Origin of the sequence: Micromonospora sp. NPDC048930 (genome assembly GCF_043197935.1) — a bacterium.
Lineage (GTDB): Bacteria > Actinomycetota > Actinomycetes > Mycobacteriales > Micromonosporaceae > Micromonospora.
The window spans coordinates 1100520-1118029 of the sequence record NZ_JBICUB010000001.1; the positions used below are offsets into that span (position 1 = coordinate 1100520).

21 protein-coding genes are annotated in these 17510 nt (G+C 70.6%); 13 read left to right on the forward strand and 8 right to left on the reverse strand.

The annotated features are described in order from the left end of the window. Positions 1–6: 6 nt before the first annotated feature. Both ACGFI9_RS04695 and ACGFI9_RS04700 read left to right on the forward strand, forming a co-directional pair. Positions 7–336, forward strand: a complete 330-nt coding sequence (locus ACGFI9_RS04695) for an ArsR/SmtB family transcription factor (RefSeq protein WP_393174896.1) — start codon at positions 7–9, stop codon at positions 334–336. After that, a complete protein-coding gene (locus ACGFI9_RS04700) occupies positions 336–1097 on the forward strand; it encodes a cation transporter (protein WP_393174899.1) in 762 nt (253 codons plus the stop codon). Before ACGFI9_RS04695 ends, ACGFI9_RS04700 begins: the two co-directional genes overlap by 1 nt. A gap of 124 nt (positions 1098–1221) precedes the next feature. Here the strand turns inward: ACGFI9_RS04700 and ACGFI9_RS04705 are convergent, their stop codons facing one another. Next, positions 1222–1506, reverse strand: coding sequence for a hypothetical protein (locus ACGFI9_RS04705; RefSeq protein ID WP_393174901.1), 285 nt, complete (start codon positions 1504–1506; stop codon positions 1222–1224). Between the two features lie 489 nt (positions 1507–1995). On the opposite strand from ACGFI9_RS04705, the gene ACGFI9_RS04710 reads away from it, so the two are divergent. After that, the gene (locus ACGFI9_RS04710; protein WP_393174903.1) at positions 1996–2322 is read left to right on the forward strand and encodes a hypothetical protein; all 327 of its coding nucleotides are present in this window, start codon (positions 1996–1998) and stop codon (positions 2320–2322) included. 13 nt (positions 2323–2335) lie between these two features. Here ACGFI9_RS04710 and ACGFI9_RS04715 read toward each other — a convergent pair whose 3' ends face one another. Continuing rightward, on the reverse strand, positions 2336–3001 hold the full coding sequence (locus tag ACGFI9_RS04715) for a GAP family protein (RefSeq protein WP_393174905.1): 666 nt from the start codon (positions 2999–3001) through the stop codon (positions 2336–2338). A gap of 203 nt (positions 3002–3204) precedes the next feature. On the opposite strand from ACGFI9_RS04715, the gene ACGFI9_RS04720 reads away from it, so the two are divergent. After that, the gene (locus ACGFI9_RS04720; RefSeq protein ID WP_393174907.1) at positions 3205–4434 is read left to right on the forward strand and encodes a nitrate/nitrite transporter; all 1230 of its coding nucleotides are present in this window, start codon (positions 3205–3207) and stop codon (positions 4432–4434) included. 42 nt (positions 4435–4476) lie between these two features. On the opposite strand, the gene ACGFI9_RS04725 is transcribed toward ACGFI9_RS04720, so the two are convergent. Beyond that, complete coding sequence (locus tag ACGFI9_RS04725; protein ID WP_393174909.1) at positions 4477–6156, reverse strand: sensor histidine kinase; 1680 nt, start codon at positions 6154–6156, stop codon at positions 4477–4479. Beyond that, a complete protein-coding gene (locus ACGFI9_RS04730) occupies positions 6153–6899 on the reverse strand; it encodes a response regulator transcription factor (RefSeq protein ID WP_393174911.1) in 747 nt (248 codons plus the stop codon). The genes ACGFI9_RS04725 and ACGFI9_RS04730 overlap by 4 nt, the downstream gene beginning before the upstream one ends. A 179-nt stretch (positions 6900–7078) precedes the next feature. Between ACGFI9_RS04730 and ACGFI9_RS04735 the strand changes: the two genes are divergently transcribed. The 5 genes from ACGFI9_RS04735 to ACGFI9_RS04755 all read left to right on the forward strand — a co-directional run bounded on the left by ACGFI9_RS04735 (position 7079) and on the right by ACGFI9_RS04755 (position 10834). Then, positions 7079–7246: a hypothetical protein gene (locus ACGFI9_RS04735; RefSeq protein WP_393174913.1), complete on the forward strand. Its 168-nt coding sequence runs from the start codon at positions 7079–7081 to the stop codon at positions 7244–7246. A 68-nt stretch (positions 7247–7314) separates the two neighbouring features. After that, positions 7315–8448 carry an alanine racemase gene (alr, locus tag ACGFI9_RS04740; RefSeq protein WP_393175233.1) on the forward strand — a complete coding sequence of 378 codons (1134 nt, stop codon included), beginning with the start codon at positions 7315–7317 and terminating at the stop codon, positions 8446–8448. After that, complete coding sequence (locus ACGFI9_RS04745; protein ID WP_393174915.1) at positions 8445–9473, forward strand: D-alanine--D-alanine ligase family protein; 1029 nt, start codon at positions 8445–8447, stop codon at positions 9471–9473. Before alr ends, ACGFI9_RS04745 begins: the two co-directional genes overlap by 4 nt. Continuing rightward, positions 9473–10648: a glycosyltransferase gene (locus ACGFI9_RS04750; RefSeq protein WP_393174917.1), complete on the forward strand. Its 1176-nt coding sequence runs from the start codon at positions 9473–9475 to the stop codon at positions 10646–10648. Before ACGFI9_RS04745 ends, ACGFI9_RS04750 begins: the two co-directional genes overlap by 1 nt. 24 nt (positions 10649–10672) lie before the next feature. Next, positions 10673–10834, forward strand: a complete 162-nt coding sequence (locus tag ACGFI9_RS04755) for a hypothetical protein (protein WP_393174919.1) — start codon at positions 10673–10675, stop codon at positions 10832–10834. Between the two features lie 73 nt (positions 10835–10907). On the opposite strand, the gene ACGFI9_RS04760 is transcribed toward ACGFI9_RS04755, so the two are convergent. From ACGFI9_RS04760 to ACGFI9_RS04770, 3 genes are all read right to left on the reverse strand, one after another. Further along, positions 10908–11879 (reverse strand): hypothetical protein, encoded by a 972-nt coding sequence (locus ACGFI9_RS04760; RefSeq protein ID WP_393174922.1) that lies wholly within the window; start codon positions 11877–11879, stop codon positions 10908–10910. A gap of 142 nt (positions 11880–12021) precedes the next feature. Next, positions 12022–12606 (reverse strand): dihydrofolate reductase family protein, encoded by a 585-nt coding sequence (locus tag ACGFI9_RS04765; RefSeq protein ID WP_393174924.1) that lies wholly within the window; start codon positions 12604–12606, stop codon positions 12022–12024. A gap of 203 nt (positions 12607–12809) precedes the next feature. Further along, complete coding sequence (locus tag ACGFI9_RS04770) at positions 12810–13142, reverse strand: TfoX/Sxy family protein (protein WP_393174927.1); 333 nt, start codon at positions 13140–13142, stop codon at positions 12810–12812. Between the two features lie 157 nt (positions 13143–13299). Here ACGFI9_RS04770 and ACGFI9_RS04775 point away from each other — a divergent pair, with 157 nt between their 5' ends. Then, positions 13300–14862, forward strand: a complete 1563-nt coding sequence (locus tag ACGFI9_RS04775) for an MFS transporter (protein WP_393174929.1) — start codon at positions 13300–13302, stop codon at positions 14860–14862. A 153-nt stretch (positions 14863–15015) separates the two neighbouring features. Continuing rightward, positions 15016–15810, forward strand: a complete 795-nt coding sequence (locus ACGFI9_RS04780; RefSeq protein ID WP_393174931.1) for a Cof-type HAD-IIB family hydrolase — start codon at positions 15016–15018, stop codon at positions 15808–15810. A 253-nt stretch (positions 15811–16063) separates the two neighbouring features. Here ACGFI9_RS04780 and ACGFI9_RS04785 read toward each other — a convergent pair whose 3' ends face one another. Next, complete coding sequence (locus tag ACGFI9_RS04785) at positions 16064–16198, reverse strand: hypothetical protein (protein WP_393174933.1); 135 nt, start codon at positions 16196–16198, stop codon at positions 16064–16066. Positions 16199–16309: 111 nt separating this feature from the next. Here ACGFI9_RS04785 and ACGFI9_RS04790 point away from each other — a divergent pair, with 111 nt between their 5' ends. Together ACGFI9_RS04790 and ACGFI9_RS04795 are read left to right on the forward strand one after the other, a co-directional pair. Further along, positions 16310–16717, forward strand: a complete 408-nt coding sequence (locus ACGFI9_RS04790) for a hypothetical protein (protein ID WP_393174935.1) — start codon at positions 16310–16312, stop codon at positions 16715–16717. Between the two features lie 41 nt (positions 16718–16758). Continuing rightward, complete coding sequence (locus tag ACGFI9_RS04795; protein WP_393174937.1) at positions 16759–17376, forward strand: hypothetical protein; 618 nt, start codon at positions 16759–16761, stop codon at positions 17374–17376. Positions 17377–17510: the final 134 nt, after the last annotated feature.

Here is a 17510-nt window from a genome sequence, read left to right on the forward strand (position 1 = left end):
CGTGCCGTGGAGACCTTGACGCACGGGCAGGTGCTGTCTCGCTTCGGTCATGCCCTGTCCGACCCGACCCGGGCCCGGCTGTTGCTGGCGCTACGCGACGGGCCGGGCTATCCGGCGGAGCTGGCCGAACTGCTGGGCACGACCCGGCAGAACCTGTCGAACCATCTGTCGTGTCTGCGCGGCTGTGGCCTGGTGGTCGCGGTGCCGCAGGGCCGCCGCACCCGGTACGAGTTGGCCGACGCCCGCCTGGCACAGGCCCTGGCGGACCTGCTCGGCCTCGTGCTGGCGGTCGACCCGGCCGCGTGCCCGGACTGCGACGAGAAGGGCTGCTGCTGATGAACCTGCCCCTGATCAACCTGACACCGACCGGGCCGTCGCCGGCGCGCCGCCTGGTGCTCGCCCGCCGGGTGCGGCTGCTGGTCGCCGCCACGATCACCTACAACGTCATCGAGGCGGTGGTGGCGATCACCGCCGGCACGATCGCGTCGTCGACCGCGCTGATCGGCTTCGGGCTGGACTCGGTGATCGAAGTGTCGTCGGCGGCGGCGGTGGCGTGGCAGTTCGCCGGCCGCGACCCGGAGGCCCGGGAGAAGGTCGCGCTGCGGATCATCGCGGTCTCGTTCTTCGCTCTCGCCGGCTACGTGACGGTGGAGTCGGTGCGGGCGCTGGTCGGCGGCGCCGAGGCCGAGCACTCCCGCATCGGTCTGGTGCTGGCCGCGCTCTCACTGCTGATCATGCCGGTGCTGTCGTACGCGCAGCGCCGCGCCGGCCGGGAACTCGGCTCGCGCTCGGCGGTTGCGGACTCCAAGCAGACCCTGCTGTGCACGTACCTGTCCGCCGTCCTGCTCGTCGGCCTGGGGTTGAACAGCCTGCTCGCGTGGTCCTGGGCCGACCCGATCGCCGCGCTGGTCATCGCCGCCGTGGCGGTCAGGGAAGGCCGCGAGGCGTGGCGTGGTGACACCTGCTGCACCGTCCCACTGGCCACCCCTCTCGCTGAGACCCGCGCCGACACCGCAGGCGGTGGGCACGGTGCCGGCGAGGGTGACGCGTGCGGATGCGGGCGGGGCTGCTCCTGCTGCTCGGCAGACGCGACATGACCGCACGGACTCTCGGCCGGCGGGTGTCGCCGGCCGTACGGGCCGCGGCGTTCGGGAAGCTGGCCCGTTCGTCAAGCTCCCTCGATCTGGATCAGCAGGGCGGCGGTGCAGTTGGGCCGGGTTCCTAGAACGGGGTTGCGTCGGCCAGCAGGGCGACGATTGCCCGTGCCACCTCAGCCGGGTTGGTGCGACCGCACTCATCCCACTCGACCCTGCGCTGGCCGGCGAGTAACGAGTAGTGGAATCCGTCGGCGCACGAGCCTGGATAGAAGGCCGAGCCGAAGGACGGATCACCGAGCAGCAGATGCAGGCGTTTCACCTGCGCCGCGCTCAGCCGGCCGGTCTTCACCGTCTCGGCATCCTGCCCCCGCGAAGCGCTGAAGCGCCAGCGGCCGTCGGTCTCCACCACGATCCTCTGTGTCACTCCGGCCAAGCCGCCGGAACGCTGCACGCTCACCCGGGCCGCGACCGCTCTCGCCGACGGCGTAGCGGCAGGTGATCCGCTGGGCGACGGGACCGCCGATGCCGACACCGCGGTCGGGGTTGCGGTAGGCACCGGCGACGACGGCGTGGCCGTCGAGGGGGACGTGCCTGGCCCCGAACCGGGCGGCCCGGTCTCGGCTGTACGAGCACAGCCGCAAACCGGGAGCGCTGAGCACAGTGCGGCGGCGATGAGCAGTAGGCGGTGCCATCGACGAATAGCCATACGGCATCATCCTCGCCTCCGGACGCCCTGACAATCACAGAGAGATACTCGGCGCGCCTCGCTCGTCCGCGCCGGGCCGCGGTTGGCGACCGTGACCGCTTGGCCGACGCGTGCCGTGAGGTCCTGTCATCCATTCGCTGATCAACATGCGCTTCGGACGCAGGCGTTCCTCCAGCGGGGTACGGTCGCGGAATGCGCCTCCCTACCGCAGCGACCACCGCCGGCTCCCTCATCGGCGGATGGCAGCTCGCCCGCCGGACCGGTAACCGTCCCCTCGGCGGCGTGGTCCTCGCGGTGGGCGGTGTGCTCGCCGGGCGCGAGTGGGCCCGGCGGACGAGCCCGGCCGTAACCGCGGCGCTGGCCGCGACCTACGTCGGGGCCTTCGGCCTGTCGCACCCGCTGGCCAAGCGCATCGGCGCCTGGCCCTCCGTGCTGTCCACCGCAGCGTTCACCGCAGCCGCCTCGTACGCCGCAGCTGACCGCCGCGCTCCGCGCCGCGCCACCCGGCCCTCGGGCTGAGCTGCGCGGCAGCTCACCGCTGCCGGGTCACCTGCACCAGGTCAAGCACCGTTACCAGCGCGAAGAACGCGATCACGACCTCGCTGATCACCCAGCCGTGCCGGTCGCCCCAGTTCCTGATCCGTGGCAGCGCGTGCTCCGCGCGCCGACCGGCCAGCAGCAGGGTGAGCAGGGGCAGGGCGAGCAGCACGAGCGTCAGCAGGACGAACGGCAGCAGGTGCCACCACGCCAGGTCGTGGCGGGCGGCGCTCGCGCCCACCGCCGCCATGGTGAGATCGTCGGTCGGCGCAGTGACGAAGAGCAGGACGCCGGTCCGTAGTGCGTCCCCCGGGCCGGCCCGCCGCAGCCGGCCCACCCATCGCGGCAGTCCGGTCTTCCGCCGCCGCAGGTAGACGACCACCGCCAGGACCACCAACAGTGCCAGCACCACCCAGTCGATCCAGGTCGCTGCCCGTTGGAAGCGGGCGACGTCCGTCTCGGCCTCCGCAGTGGGACCGCGGAGCAGCCTGGTGACCAGCCAGCTCAGGGTCACCCCGCCGACGACCACGGCCGCGGCACCGCCGAGAAACCCGAGCGACGCGGCCCGCGGCCGGTTCGCCGAGGCGAGGAGGACCGCCGCGACCAACTGCGTCCCGGCGACCATCACCACGGCGAGCGGCAGGATGGTCAGGAAGTTCATGGCTCGCCCATCCTCCCGGTCCGCCGGGCGGCCCGGGCCGCTTTGCTCGGACCGGCGATGCGCCCGCAGGTCCCGCGCCTGCGGGACTTCCGACCCTGATCCCGTCGGTTCGGCTGCACGAGGCTCAGACCGGTGAAGCGGATTCCACCGGTCCTCTTTCTGGGCGCAGTGGCACCGTCCCGACGACCTCGACGGAGAAAGCGATGACCATGACCCGTGACAGACAGCTGGCGGCGAGCGGGTCGGCCCAGTCGCCCACCAACGCCACCGGCGCCGCGACTCAGCTCGCCATCGCCACGCTCGGTTTCCTGGTCAACTTCTGGGCGTGGGCGCTGCTCGGTCCGCTCGGGCCCGGCATCAAGGAGCGGCTGGGGCTGAGCTTCGCGGCCCAGTCCCTGCTCGTCGCCGTGCCGGTGGTGGTGGGATCGCTCGGCCGCATCCCGGTCGGCGCGCTCACCGACCGGTACGGGGCGCGGATCGTGTTTCCGCTGGTCACCCTGGCCACCATCATTCCGGTGCTGGCGCTGACCGTGGTCTCCTCGTACGCCGCGCTGATCGTGACCGGCTTCTTCCTCGGCATCGGCGGGACCGCCTTCGCCGTCGGCGTCCCGCACGCCTCCGGGTGGTACCCCCCGGCCCGGCGCGGATTCGCCCTCGGCGTGTTCGGCGTCGGGATGGGCGGCACGGCGATCGCGAACTTCAGCACCGTCCGGCTGGCCGACGCCTACGGCGACAAGGCCCCGTTCCTGCTCGTCGCCGCGATCCTCGCGGGATACGCCGTCCTGGCGTTCCTCCTGCTGCGGGACGCCCCGGGCCGCGCCCGGCCCACCGGCTCGGCCTGGCAGCGGCTGGCCGGCGTCGGCCGGCTCACCGTCACCTGGCAGCTGTGCTTCCTGTACGCGGTGGGCTTCGGCGGCTTCGTGGCCTTCAGCGTCTACCTGCCGGCGTACCTGCGCACCACGTACGAGCTGAGCCCCGCCGACGGGGCGTTGCGGACCGCCGGTTTCGTGGTGCTGGCGGTGGCCGCCCGGCCGATCGGCGGCTGGCTGTCCGACCGGCTGCACCCGGTTCCGGTGCTGGTCTGGTGCTTCGCCCTGGTGGCCGTCCTGGCCGTCGTGCAGGCCTTCGAGCCGCCGCTGATGCCGGTGGCCACCGTGGCGTTCCTCGGCATGGCGATCCTGCTCGGCGCGGCCAGCGGAGCGGTCTTCGCCCTGGTCGGCAAGGTCGCCCCCGCCGAGCAGGTCGGTGCGGTCACCGGGTTGGTCGGCGCGGCCGGGGGCCTCGGCGGGTTCGTCCCGCCGCTGGTGATGGGCTGGGTGTACGGCGCCCAGGGGTCGTACACGATCGGGCTCATGCTGCTGTCGGACGTGGCACTGGCCGCCGCCGTCTTCACCGCCGTCAAGATGAGCGGGCTCGCCCGCCGCTCGGGCTGAGACCACGACCGCCGACGTGTCCGCCGGGCCATCGTCCTGGACCTACGGCTGGCCCGAGAGAACAGGGATCCGGGGAAGCGTGATGGTGAATGTCGTCCCGACGCCGACCTCACTCGCGACCGTGATGGTGCCCTGGTGGTCGGTGATGATCTGCCGGGCGATGGCGAGGCCGAGGCCGCTGCCCCCGGTGCGGCGGCCCCGCGCGGCGTCGGCGCGCCAGAACCGGTCGAAGACGTGCGGCAGCGCGTCCGCTGCGATTCCCGAGCCGGAGTCGACGACCTGGACAATCGCGTGTGTGTCGGTGCGGCTCGCGACCAGCCGGACGCTGCCGCCCGCAGCGGTCGCCCGTAGTGCGTTGGTGACGAGATTGCCCACCACCTGGCGGAGCCGGTCGGGATCGGCCTGTACCGCAACCGGCTCGGCGGCCACGCGCAACGACACCCCGGCTGACTCCGCCCGGGCGTGGTGGGCGGTGCCGCAGGTCTCCAGGAGTTCGGCCAGATCCACCGTGACCCGGTGGTACGCCAGGTTGCCGGCCTCAGCCAGGGCCAGGTCCTGCAGGTCATCGACGATGCGCTGTTGCAGCACCGCCTCTTCGAGCAGCGAGGCGTAGAGCTCCTGGTCCGGCGCGATCACGCCGTCGGAGAGCGCCTCGAGATAGCCGCGCAGGTTGGCCAGCGGGGTGCGCAGTTCGTGTGCGACGTCGGCGACCAGGCGGCGTTGGCGCTCCTCCCCGCGCTGCAGGGAGTCGGCCATCCGGTTGAACGACCGGGCCAACTCCGCGAGTTCGTCGTTGCCCCGCACCGGCACCCGTCCGGTGAGATCGCCCTGACCGAGCCGATGGGCGGCGGCCGTGAGCGTGTCGATCGGGCGCAGCACCCGCCGGCTCAGCAGCACGGTGCCGATGACCGCGACCGCCGCCACGCCCGCCGCCGCGGCGAGCAGCGGACCGGCCGCCAGCGCGGACGCCGGATCGCCGCGAGCGCCGAGGTAGACCCGGGCGGGTACCGGGGCGACGTCACTGATCTGGTTGGTGAAGGCCTGGGCCAGGCAGGAATCCAGTGGTTCCACCGCCGTCAGGGCGGCACAGTCCTGCACCCGGTCGGCGTCGGTCGCCAGGTCACGGCCCGGCTGGGCCGCGGCGTCGCGACAGCCGTCGATGATCTCGTCGACATGCTGGCGACGGCGCACGTCGGCCCCGCTCAGGTTGGGCTCGAAACGAGGAACTCCCGTGCTGGCGGGCGAAACGGCAACGGGAACGGATGCCCGCGTCAGGCACGCCGCGAACAGGACGCCGGTGCGGTAGGCGGCGATCTCGCCGACCACGCCCTTCTCCCGGGCGGCGGGATCCACTGGCAATGCGGCCAGATTCAATACCGGCCGCGGGTCGACGAACCCGACCATCGTGCCGAGCGGCCGGGCGGTGCGATTCTCCTGGGTGTCCGTGTCCACGATCACGTCGCCCGTGTCGGCGACCAGGTGGATCCGCTGACCGGTCTCGGCGCGCAGGTCCTGCACCAGGTCGGGCACGCCCTCCCAGGTGCCGTGCTGGCCGCCGTACGTCTTGAGTCGGGCGACGACCTGGTCGAGTTGGGCCCGGTCGGTGGTGGCCGAGTCGTTGATCTGTTGCGAGGCCTGCCGCAGGGTCAGCCACGCGGTCGCCGCGGTCGCGCTCACCGCGACGAGGATGACCAGCCAGAGCACCCGTAGCCGGAAGCTCACCGGCTGGCTCCGGGCCTGCTCTGAGGCATCGGCGTCGGCGTCGCCGCCGGCGCCGGCTCCGGTTCGGCGAGCCGGTAGCCGCGGCCGTAGACGGTCTGTACGTACCGCGGCTCGGCGACGTCATCCTCGATCTTGCGGCGAAGGTTCATCACGTGCGCGTCGACGGTGCGTTCGAGCACGAAATGATCGAATCCGAAGGCCCGGTCGATGATCTGCGCCCGGGTGAACGCCCGGCCCGGCTCGCCGGCGAGCACCTCGAGGATGCCGAACTCCTTGGCCGTCAGGGCGACCGGCCGGCCGCCGACCCGTACCTCGAACCGGCCGGTGTCCACCTCGAGGTCCCCGACCCGCAGCACCGTCCGGTTGCCGGCACTCACCACCCGGGCCCGGCGCAGCAGCGCCCGTACCCGGGCGGCCAACTCCCGCGGGCTGTACGGCTTGGTGAGGTAGTCGTCGGCACCGAGGTCCAGGCCCAGCAGCATGTCTTCCTCGGTGGTACGGGCGGTCAGCAGCAGGATCGGAATGTCCGACTCGGCGCGCAGGATCCGGCACACGTCGAGGCCGTCGACGACCGGCATCATCACGTCGAGGACCACCAGGTCCGGCCGGCGTGCCCGGCACTGGTCCAGCGCGGCCCGCCCGTCGCCGACCAGCAGCACGCTGTGCCCCTCGCGTTCGAGATAGACCCGTACCAGGTTGGCCTGCTTGGGGTCGTCCTCGGCGACCAGGATCCGCGCGCTCATGATTCCCCATTCTGCCTGGTGGTGGCGGGGGTCAAGTAAACCCGAAACTCGTGAAGAACCGATGTGGGCGGGCTCTGGGGAGAGGCGAGCGGGATGGCCGCACCGCCGGCCCATGGCTTCTTCAAGGGTTCTTCACAACCGGCTGCCTACCGTGCCGTCATGTCAGTCAGGAGCCGGACATGACCTTCGAACCAGCACACCCAGGCCGCCGCGACGAGCGACAGCGGCGGGCGGTCCGGCGGCGGATCCGGGAGACGCTCGCGGTGCGCCGGGCGGCCGCTGTCGGCGGGCACGGGGCCGCCGAACCGCCGGATGAACCGCCCGTCGAACCCGAGGCCGCCGGGTGACGGCGGGTACGCGCACTCGGCGCGTGCCGGCCGGTGTCGTCAACGAGAGCGCCCAGCTGGCCGAGGCCGTGATCGATCTTGCGGCGATCGCGAAGAACATCCGGACGATCGCGGCGATCGCACGTACCGGCTTGATGGCGGTGGTGAAGGCCGACGGGTTCGGGCACGGCGCGGTGCCGGTGGCGCGGGCCGCGTTGGGGGCCGGCGCCGCCTGGCTGGGCGTGACCTCGGCGGCGGAGGCGCTGGCGCTGCGATCGGCGGGCATCGACGCGCCCGTCCTGAGCTGGCTGCACCGGCCGGACGAGGACTTCACCCGGCTGATCGCCGCGGACGTCGACATCGCGGTGTCGACCCTGACCCATCTGCGCGCGATCGCCACCGCGGCCACGGTTCTCGGTGTGCCCGCCGCCGTCCAGCTGAAGGCGGACGTCGGTCTGTCACGCAACGGTGCCAGCGGCGACGAATGGCCCGAACTGGTCGCCTGGGCTCGCAAGCACGAGGCGGAAGGCAGCGTCCGGGTACACGGGGTGTGGTCCCACCTCACCAACGCCGACGAGCCGGGCTGCCCGAGCATCGCTCGGCAGCTGGCAACGTTCCGGGAGGCGCTGCGGATCGCCCGGGATGCCGGGCTTGATCCCGAAGTGGTGCATCTGGCCAATTCGGCGGCGGCACTGGCCGCGCCGGAGGCCCGGTTCGATCTCTGTCGGATCGGCCTGGCCATGTACGGCGTCGACCCCTTCGGCGCGACCGGTCCCCGCCGCTACGGCCTGCGACCCGCCATGACCCTGCGGTCAAGGGTGATCAACCTGAAGCGCGTGCCCGCCGGGACCGGCGTCTCGTACGGGCCCGACCACGTGACCGACCGGCCGACCACGCTCGCTCTGCTGCCGCTCGGGTACGCCGATGGCCTGTCGCGCACCGCCGAGGGCCGTGCGTGGGTCTGGCTCGCTGGTCGACGCTGTCCGATCGTCGGCCGCATCGCCATGGATCAGTGCGTCGTCGACGTCGGCGACCTGCCGGTGGCGCTCGGCGATCCGGTGGTCGTCTTCGGTCCCGGCGCCGAGCCCGGCTCGCCCGACCTGGCCGAGCCGACGGCCGCCGAGTGGGCGCGGTGGGCCGGCACCAACCCGCACGAAGTCCTGACCGGAATCGGCGCGCGAGTGGCGCGCGTACACCTACACGGGGAAGCGGCGACATCATGACTGTTCGTCTGGCGGTGCTGTTCGGTGGGCGCAGCGGGGAGCACGACGTCTCCCGGCGCTCGGCGGAAAGCATCCTGGCCCACCTCGACCCCGCCGCCTATCAGGTGACCGAGGTGCTGATCGAGCGGGACGGCCAGTGGCGGGTGGACGGCGACCCGGCGACGTTCGCGCAGGCGCTGCGGACCCTCGGCGACCAGGACGTGGTGTTCCCGGCGCTGCACGGCCCGTACGGTGAGGACGGCACCGTCCAGTCGATGCTGGAGTGGCTCGGCGTCGCGTTTGTCGGAAACGGTGTCTTCGCCAGCGCCGCGGGGATGGACAAGCCGGTCACGAAGAAACTCCTCGCCGCCGACGGCCTGCGCGTGGCCGACGGGGTGACGCTGCGGCCCGACGAGGAGCTGTCGTCGTGGGATCAGGAGCGGCTGGGGCTGCCCGTCTTCGTCAAACCGGCCCGGGCCGGCTCCAGCCTGGGGGTCTCCAAGGTCGAACAGTGGGCGCAGTTGCCCGCCGCCCTGCGGCTCGCGCGCGAGAGCGACGCGAGGGTTCTCGTCGAGCGCGCGGTACGCGGGCGCGAGATCGACGTCGGCGTCCTTCAGCACCCCGACGGTCGTGTCGAGGCCGGGCCGCCGCTGGAGATACGGGTGGCCAACGCCGCCTTCTTCGACTACGAGGCCAAGTACGACGGCGGTGCCGACTTCCACATTCCGGCCCCACTCGACCCTGGCACCACCCGACTACTGCAGGACCGGGCCGTGCGGGCATTCCACGCGCTCGGCTGTCGTGGGCTGCTCCGCGTCGATTTCTTCCTCCCCGAACCGGACGCCGATCACGGCGCAGGGTGGACCGGAGACTGCCGCGAACCGGTGATCAACGAGGTCAACACCTTCCCCGGATTCACCGCCGCCTCCCAGTACCCGCAGATCTGGCAGCGGGCCGGCGTGGGCTACTCCGCCCTGCTCGACATCCTCATCCAGGGCGCACTGCGCCGACGCGGCACCGCCTCCCCCTGCCCGAGTCCCTGCTGATGGCCGTCTACACCGCGGAACATCTCCGTGGGCTCCGCATGATCGTCACGGGCGGGGGAACGGGCGGACACACCTACCCGGCGCTGACCACGATCCGTACGCTCCGCGACCGGCTGGCGGCGGCCGGCGCCACACCGGACGTCCTCTGGGTGGGCGTCGCCCACGGACTGGAGGCCCGAGTCGCCAGGCAGGAGGGCATACCCTTCACGGCGATCACCACCGGCAAACTGCGCCGCTCGCCGAACCTGCACGAGTGGGGCCGCAACGTCGCCGACGCCTTCCGCGTGCCGCTCGGCATCTTCCAGGCCATCATGATCGTGGTGCGCACCCGGCCCGACGTGGTCTTCTCCACCGGCGGGTACGTCTCCGTCCCGACCGGGATCGCCGCCTGGCTGACCCGCCGCCCGCTGGTCATGCACGAGCAGATCCTCACGCTCGGGCTGGCGAACCGGATCCTCGCCCGCCTCGCCGACCGAGTCCTGCTGAGCCACGAATCCTCCATCGACCATCTGCCCGCCCGAGCGAGAACCCGCACGGTGGTCACCGGCAACCCGATCCGGCCCGAGATCCTCAGCGGCAACCGCAACCGGGCGCTCGCCGCATACCACCTGGATCCCCGCCTGCCGCTGGTGTACGTCACCGGCGGCGCCCAGGGCGCCGTCCAGGTCAACAACCTGATCGCCGACATCCTCCCCGGACTCCTGCCGAAATGTCAGGTGCTCCACCAGTGCGGTGACTTCTCACTCGACCGGATGCGACAGGTCGCGGCCGCCCTCCCGGAACACCTGCGCAGCAGGTACCGGGTCGTCGACTATGTCCACGGCGAGCTGCCCGACGTCCTGTGCGCTGCGGACATCGTCGTCGCGCGCAGCGGCGCCGGCACCTTGGCCGAACTCACCGCCCTGGGCAAAGCGTGCGTCCTCATTCCGCTCATCCCCACCGGAGGCGACGAACAGCGGCGGACCGCACGGCACCTCGCCGACGCAGGTGCGGTCCGCATGCTCGCCGGCGCCGACGCCTCCGCCAACCGCCTCTGTGAGGAGATCATGGTGCTGCTCGACCACCCGGAGCGGCGCCGGGAGCTGGCCGATGCCGCCCGTCAACACGGCCGCCCTCACGCGGCCGCAGCCGTGGCCAGCGTGCTCATCGACGCCGCCGGCCGGTGCCGGTCATGATCGCCTGCGAAATCGGCTGTCCGGTTGCCAGCCGGCGAGGACCCGGACGCGGCCGACGCCTCCGCCCGAGGCACGGCCAGTGAGCTGGTCCTCGCCCTGTACGGCCTTATTCCGGTGGACTCCCTGAAGCTCGACGGTGACCGGAGTCTCTTCGACCTGCTCCTGGCCTGGGACCCGGATGAGTAACACCTGACGGTGCCTCACCTGCCAAGATTGCCGAGCGCAGGACCCGCAGCTCAACTCATCCTGAAACGATCAGTTAGTGGAAGGCCACGTTGTAGAGACGCGCCTTGTAGAACTCCGCGCCGTACGACAAGGAGCGAGTGAACGACTTCGCCCCTGACGCGTCGAAGAACTGCACCGTCGGGCTGACCCAGTTCCGGGTGTCCCCGTGGTACGTCGCCCCGGTGGCCTGCACCCAGAACCGCTCGCCCGAGCTGTGCTGGGAGTAGGACTTCACGGAATTGTCCGGATAGACCTGGCTCACGGCGTACGTGGTCTTGTCGATGGTCATCACCTTGCTGCCGTCCGTGGCCAGCATGAGGTTGCTGTTGGAGTAGCTGGCGTCCAGGCTGTGTCCCAGATGCGCGCCGATCGAGATCGACCGGAAGAGCGACAGCCGTGTGCTGCGGTAGGTCCCGGACACGCTGTAGATCCGGGCGTAGTCCTGACCGATCGCCCACAACTTGCCGGAGACGTCGTCCCACCAGACGCCGTGGGCGCCGGGGAAGGAGATCGTCTGCACCAGCGCCAGCGTGCTCGGGTCGCTCACCGCGGTCGGGCCGTAGAGATAGAGGTATCCGCCGGAGGATGCCACCACGATCGCCCCGATGTTCGGGATGCGCTCGATCGCGTGGGGATTGTTGCCCGGCGTGGCGTACCAGAGCAGGTCGTTCAGCTCCTGCGCCGCCTCGGTGGTCTTGTTCACGATGCCGACCTTGCCGCCGGACGCGGTGACCAGGGCGACCACGCCGAACGCCGAGGTGTCGCGGAACTTGACGTCCGAGAGGTTCGACCAGCCGTTCGCGGTGCCCGGGCTGAAGCTCCACTTCAGCGTCGACGTGCTCCACGCCGAGCTGGACGGGTAGATCTGGATCTGGTTGTGATACTGCTCGCAGACCGCCACGTCATAGGTGGCGTAGGCCTGCGCGGGCGTCTCGCCGAGCAGGGCGGCCGCCGGAGCGGCTGCCGCAGCTGCGGCCGCGGCCTTGAAGAAGGTTCTTCTACGCAAGACATCCTCCATGCAATGTCCTGAATGGACCAGACGGAAGGATGCTACCGGCAGCGATCGACAACAGTAGCTGCCTACTTCTGCATCCCGCCCGGCGCGACCCCGCTTCCGCGGCCGGCCCTTCTCCTGCTGGCGCCCTGCCTCACCGGCGGGTGTAGCGGGCGATGATCACGCCCTTGGTGGTGGTGACGCTGTCGGTCAGGTCGAACTCGGTCAGTGGGGCCGGCCCTTCGAACAGTCGAGCGCCGGTCCCCAGGGTCAGCGGGTGGATGAGGAGCGTGTAGCGGTCGATCAGGCCAGCGGCGTGCAGGCTCCGCACCAGCGATGCGCTGCCGATGATCGACAGATCCCTCCCCGGCCCGGCCTTCAGGTCGGCCACCGTGTCCACGGCGTCGCCGCGTAGCAGGATCGAGTTCTGCCAGGCGTTCGCGTCCTCCAGGGTCCTGGAGACGACGTACTTGGTGGCCGCGTTCATATGCGTGGTGAACGGGTTGCCGTCGCTCAAGCCACCCCATGCGGTGATGAAGTCCTGCCACGTGCGTCGCCCGAACAGCATGTCTCCCGGCTTGGCCATTCCCTTGGCCATCTCGCGACCCATCACATCGTCGGTGTACCGCTGACCCCACCCGCCGTGTGTGAAGCCGCCGCGGGTGTCCTCATCCGGCCGGCCGAGACCTTGGACGACGCCGTCGAGGGTGACGCTCATCGTGACCGTGATCGAACGCATGGACCTGTTCCTTCCGCGCTGCGGGTCGCCCTTCTGCGACCGTCACTTCCCATACGAGCGACTGCCGGCAAAATCGACACCCTCAACCGGCACGCTGCACCAGAATCTCAGCGGGTTCGTGCCACAACGGAGTTGAGCGAACTGCTCCGCTCGATCGATGCGAGGAAACTGGTCGCCCGTGGTGCGGCCCGCCCCGCCCACGGTCACTTCGCCGGCAGGCTCCGGGTATAGGTGACGCCTCGATCGACCCAACGGCGGAGGTCGACGTCCTTCGCGCATGCCGACGGCTCGACCGTGATCCAACCGCGCATGGGCCGACCGCGCATCTGCGTCGGTTGAGCGCCGGGTTCGGTCAGCAACTGCTCGGACTGCGCTGGGTCGACGCGGACCATCAAGCCGCCCTCGCCGCGGATGACCACAGCCATGTTGCCGTTGAGCATCAGCGCCAGGCCGCCGAACATCCGCTTCTCGCCGATCCCGGGCTCACGCCCGATCAGGTCCCACACGCGGTTCGCGAGATCCTCGTCATATGCCACAACTGCATCCTGCCACCAGGCGGTGACAGATCTCTCGGACGAGCGCCTCGCGTTGGCCCGCGAAGTCGTGGCGTCAACCCGTACCCGGCTCTCAGCCAGGGTCGATGACTACTGGTGCCCCCGCTGTGGCAGACGCGGGAGATTTCCGTCCGCGCTGATGTCGGGAAGCTCTCGACCGCTCCGACTAACCGGGGAGACACCGTCGAGAGAACAGGAAGTTTGGGATATGCGAGTCAACCGGGCATGGCTGGGACTGGTCATCCTCATGATGCCGACACTGCTCGTCGCGGTGGACATGACCGCGTTGCTCCTCGCGCTCCCACACCTGAGCGCCGACCTGGGGGCCACCAACGTCCAGCAGCTGTGGATCAGTGACAGCTACGGATTCATGGTGGCCGGCCTGGTCATCACGATGGGTACGCTCGGCGACCGGATCGGCCGCCGGCGGCTGCTGATGGTCGGCGCAGCGGCCTTCGCCGTGCTGTCGGTCGTGGCCGCCTTCGCGGTCAGTCCGCTGATGCTGATCGTCGCGCGTGCGCTGCTGGGCGTCGCCGGCGCGACCCTGGCGCCGTCCACGCTTGCCTTGATCACCAACATGTTCGGCGACCAACGGCAGCGTGGGCAGGCCATCGCGGTCTGGGCGACCTGCCAGTTCACCGGCGGCGCGCTCGGACCCGTGTTCGCCGGATTCCTGCTCCAGCACTTCTGGTGGGGATCGGTGTTCCTGGTGGCCGTGCCGGCGATGGTGTTGCTGCTGCTCGTCGGGCCGGTCCTGCTGCCGGAGTTCCGCAGCGAGCAGGCCGGCCGGCTGGACCTGGGCAGCGTCGGGCTGTCACTCGCGGCGGTGCTCTTGATGGTCTACGGCCTCAAGCAGCTGACCGTCGAGAGCGTGCCAGTCGCGCCGCTGGTGGCCCTCGTCGTCGGCGCCGTCATCGGATGGCTGTTCGTTCGCCGGCAGCTGCGGCTGGAGACGCCGCTGCTGGACCTGCGGTTGTTTCGTAACCGCCCGTTCACGGCCGTACTGGTCGCGCTGGTCTTCGCCGGGATCGTCATGGCGGGTACGGGCCTGATGGTGACCCAATACCTGCAGAGCGTGTTGGGCTTCTCGCCGTTCGCATCGGCGATGCTGTTCGCACCGATGGGCCTGGCCTCAGCCGCCGGCACGATGGCCGCGCCGGTGCTGACCCGGCGGATGAAGCGGACGACCGCGATCGCCGGTGGGCTGTTGGTGTCGGCACTGGGCAGCCTGCTGCTGGTCGGAGTCCACGGTGCGAACGCCCTGCCGATGGTGATGATCGGCATCGCCGTACTGGCGCTGGGCACCGGCCCGCTGTTCGCGCTGGGCACCGGGTTGGTCGTCGGGTCCGTACCGCAGGCGCGCGCCGGCTCGGCGGCGTCGATGTCGGAGACCGGCAACTACTTCGGCGGGTCGCTCGGCTTCGCCCTGATCGGCGCGGTCGCCGCGGTGGTCTACCGCAGCCGAATGGACGGCACGTCCGACTCGCTGGCCAACGCGGTCGCCGCGAGCCAGCACCTCCCCACCAGCCAGGGCGCGATACTGCTCCAAAACGCGCGGGAGGCGTTCACCACCAGCCTGCACGTCACCGGCGTCGTGGCCGCGGTCATCTTCGCCGGGCTGACCGTCCTGATCCTGGCCATGCGCCCGGCAACCCGGACCGCCCCGGCCGCGCTCCCCGACTACGAGGCGACGCGCTCATAGCACCCTGCGAGGCCGACCTTGTGCGATTTGCGGGGTTCTTCCCGGAATTGATGGTGAGCTTCGCCGAGAACCCCCAGCCATCTGTGGGTTCTCGGCGTAACACCTGCAGCCTGCTGTGGTCACGGGGCAGAGCGGCTGTGGTGGGATGGCTCGGTGGTTACTCCTCGCGTCATCGCCACGGACCTCGACGGCACCCTGCTGCGCAGCGATTCGACGCTGTCTGACCGTACCCGCAAGGCGCTGCGAATCGCGCGGGTGGCCGGCGCGCGGGTGGTCGCGGCGACCGCCCGTCCGGCCCGCGTCATCGAGGAACTCTTCGGCTCCGAGGACCTCATCGACATCGCGATCTGTGGCAACGGCGCGGTCCGCTACGAGGTCGGCAGCCACCAGGTCCTGATCACCCACCCGCTGCCGCAAGAGGTGACACGGCACGTGATAGCCGAGATCTCGCGTCTGCTGCCGGGGGCAGGCTTCGCCGTCGAGACCGGTCACCGGGCGCTCTTCGAGCCGGGTTACCGCTACCGGCCGACGCTGGACAACGGCCGGGTGCCCGTAGCCACGCACGCGGAACTCCTTGCCGACCCGCTGGTCAAGCTCATGGTCTGGTTGCCGGAACGGAACCCGGACGCGGCATGGGCACGACTGCGTCCCGGCCTCGGTCAGCTCGTCGAATGCACCTGGTCCGCCGAACACGCGCCACTGGAGATCGCCGCGCCGGGCGTCTCCAAAGCCGCAGCCCTCGGCACGCTCTGCCAGGACTGGCAGATCGATCCAGCCGAAGTGATCGCCTTCGGGGACGCACCCAACGATCTGCCCATGCTCGCCTGGGCCGGCGCCGCGTACGCCGTCGCGAACGCACACCGCTCGGTACTCGCGGCGACGGGCAACCACACAGCCAGCAATGACGAGGACGGCGTTGCCCAAGTCCTGGAGGAGCTCTTCGCCTAGGCAGACCGGCTACCACCGTCCCCGCTCCGCCTGGCCGGTCCAGTACCCCACCGCGCGCAGCCCGCAGGTGGGCGGCCGGGGCGCCCGTCAACTTCGAGCGGGCCATGCTCGGCCTCGACGCAGTCGGTGGCAAGCTGGCGGTCCACCGACCCGTGCCCGAGGAAATCGGGCGCATCGTGATCTACGGGGTGCAGGCGTTCGGCCGGCGCTGGGACCTTCTGTTCGATCACCCGCCTTGTCGGGCGGGTACCCCTCACCATCCGCCGGGATTGCGGCCCGACTCGCGGGAGATGCCCGAGCCGGTGTCCGGGTAGCCGCCGAACCGCCCGTTGTGCAGGTGGGCGAAGAAGTAGCACATCGCCTCGCACTCCGCGTCCACCACCGCCATCGCGGGGTCAGCGTGGACCGCGTTGTAGAACTCCTGGCCTGCCGCGACGATGAATTCGACATCGGGAACCGCGATCGAACGGCCGGCGATCGCCGTCGGAAGCCTCCGCTCATGCCCGCCCTACCCGCGCGACCAGCGGCGCACATCTACGGGATCATGGCGCTCATGCACACCGCCGTGACCGTCGCGGAACCGACGTTCGTCGCACGGTTCCTTCTCGATGCCGGCAGCGACGCCGAGGAGTCGGTGGCCAACGTCGACGCCATCGTCGACCTTCCTGACGGTTCCAGCTGGGCACTGACCATCGTCACCATCGACGAGGTCCGCCGCCTGCTCGCCAGGTGGAACGAGACCGGTGAGGTCGCCAACGGCAGCTACTTCTGGGTCTCGGACCAGCTGATCGTGCCGGAACCCGGCGTAACAGCCATGACCAACGCGATCCGGGAGCTGGTTCGCTCCAACGAACTGACGAGCGTCGGCCTCCCCGCGCAGAGCTCCGGACTGAGCAGCCCCCCGTGAATCGGTGCAGCAGTGAACAAGCTTCTGGAATCATGCCCAGCGTGGCCGGGTTCAGTTACAAGACGTCGTGGCTGGCGGTTCGAGACCGAACCCCGGACGAGGTCGCGGATGCGCTTGAGCTGCACGACCGGGAGGCCCTCGACTGGGTCGCCGGCACCGACCGGGCATACCGGTACGGCGTGTACGTGGCCGCGCCGGTACCAGGTTGGACCCTCGCCCACAGCCGCCTACATGTCCCGCCGGGGTTCGACGCGACCGAGCCGCCCTTCCCCGACTGGCTCAGGGAGCTGAGCCGGTCTCTGGGCGAGGTGCAGTTCTTCGCCAACGAGCGAGTTCCGGACTATCACGCCTGGGCCCGGGCCTTGGACGGTGAGCTGGTGCGCGCGTACTGCTTCGTCGGAGAGCGAGGCGAGGTGCCGCTGTTTCTCGGTGATCCGACAGCCGACGAGGTCGAGTTGGGGATCGGCATCCGCGGTAGCGAGCCCGGGTGGGAACACTGGTCGGACGAGGAGTGGACGGCCTGGTTCGACACGACGCCGTCCGAGTCCGACGTGATGGCGATGGCCGGTCGCTGGAGCGTCGATCCCACCACGATCAACGATGCCGCTGTGACCACGACCGGCATTTACGGGCTACCACCGTCGGTCTCCGGCGAGTGATGACCTTCGAAATGCCAGGTCACGGCGTCGAGCGAGTTGGCACGTTGTTCACCGGCGGCTGACCGGCAGGCCGGGTGACCCGCCGGTCCGCCAGGTAACTCGTCCGGCACGACCCGCGAGACGCCATTCGGCGG

Bases quoted from the DNA above. Each gene is read 5' to 3' on its own strand.
- ACGFI9_RS04700 (WP_393174899.1), top strand. From the start codon at position 336: ATGAACCTGCCCCTGATCAACCTGACACCGACCGGGCCGTCGCCGGCG.
- ACGFI9_RS04710 (WP_393174903.1), top strand. From the start codon at position 1,996: ATGCGCCTCCCTACCGCAGCGACCACCGCCGGCTCCCTCATCGGCGGA.
- ACGFI9_RS04715 (WP_393174905.1), bottom strand. From the start codon at position 3,001: ATGAACTTCCTGACCATCCTGCCGCTCGCCGTGGTGATGGTCGCCGGG.
- ACGFI9_RS04720 (WP_393174907.1), top strand. From the start codon at position 3,205: ATGACCATGACCCGTGACAGACAGCTGGCGGCGAGCGGGTCGGCCCAG.
- ACGFI9_RS04730 (WP_393174911.1), bottom strand. From the start codon at position 6,899: ATGAGCGCGCGGATCCTGGTCGCCGAGGACGACCCCAAGCAGGCCAAC.
- ACGFI9_RS04735 (WP_393174913.1), top strand. From the start codon at position 7,079: ATGACCTTCGAACCAGCACACCCAGGCCGCCGCGACGAGCGACAGCGG.
- ACGFI9_RS04745 (WP_393174915.1), top strand. From the start codon at position 8,445: ATGACTGTTCGTCTGGCGGTGCTGTTCGGTGGGCGCAGCGGGGAGCAC.
- ACGFI9_RS04750 (WP_393174917.1), top strand. From the start codon at position 9,473: ATGGCCGTCTACACCGCGGAACATCTCCGTGGGCTCCGCATGATCGTC.
- ACGFI9_RS04765 (WP_393174924.1), bottom strand. From the start codon at position 12,606: ATGCGTTCGATCACGGTCACGATGAGCGTCACCCTCGACGGCGTCGTC.
- ACGFI9_RS04775 (WP_393174929.1), top strand. From the start codon at position 13,300: ATGTCGGGAAGCTCTCGACCGCTCCGACTAACCGGGGAGACACCGTCG.
- ACGFI9_RS04785 (WP_393174933.1), bottom strand. From the start codon at position 16,198: ATGGCGGTGGTGGACGCGGAGTGCGAGGCGATGTGCTACTTCTTCGCC.
- ACGFI9_RS04790 (WP_393174935.1), top strand. From the start codon at position 16,310: ATGCCCGCCCTACCCGCGCGACCAGCGGCGCACATCTACGGGATCATG.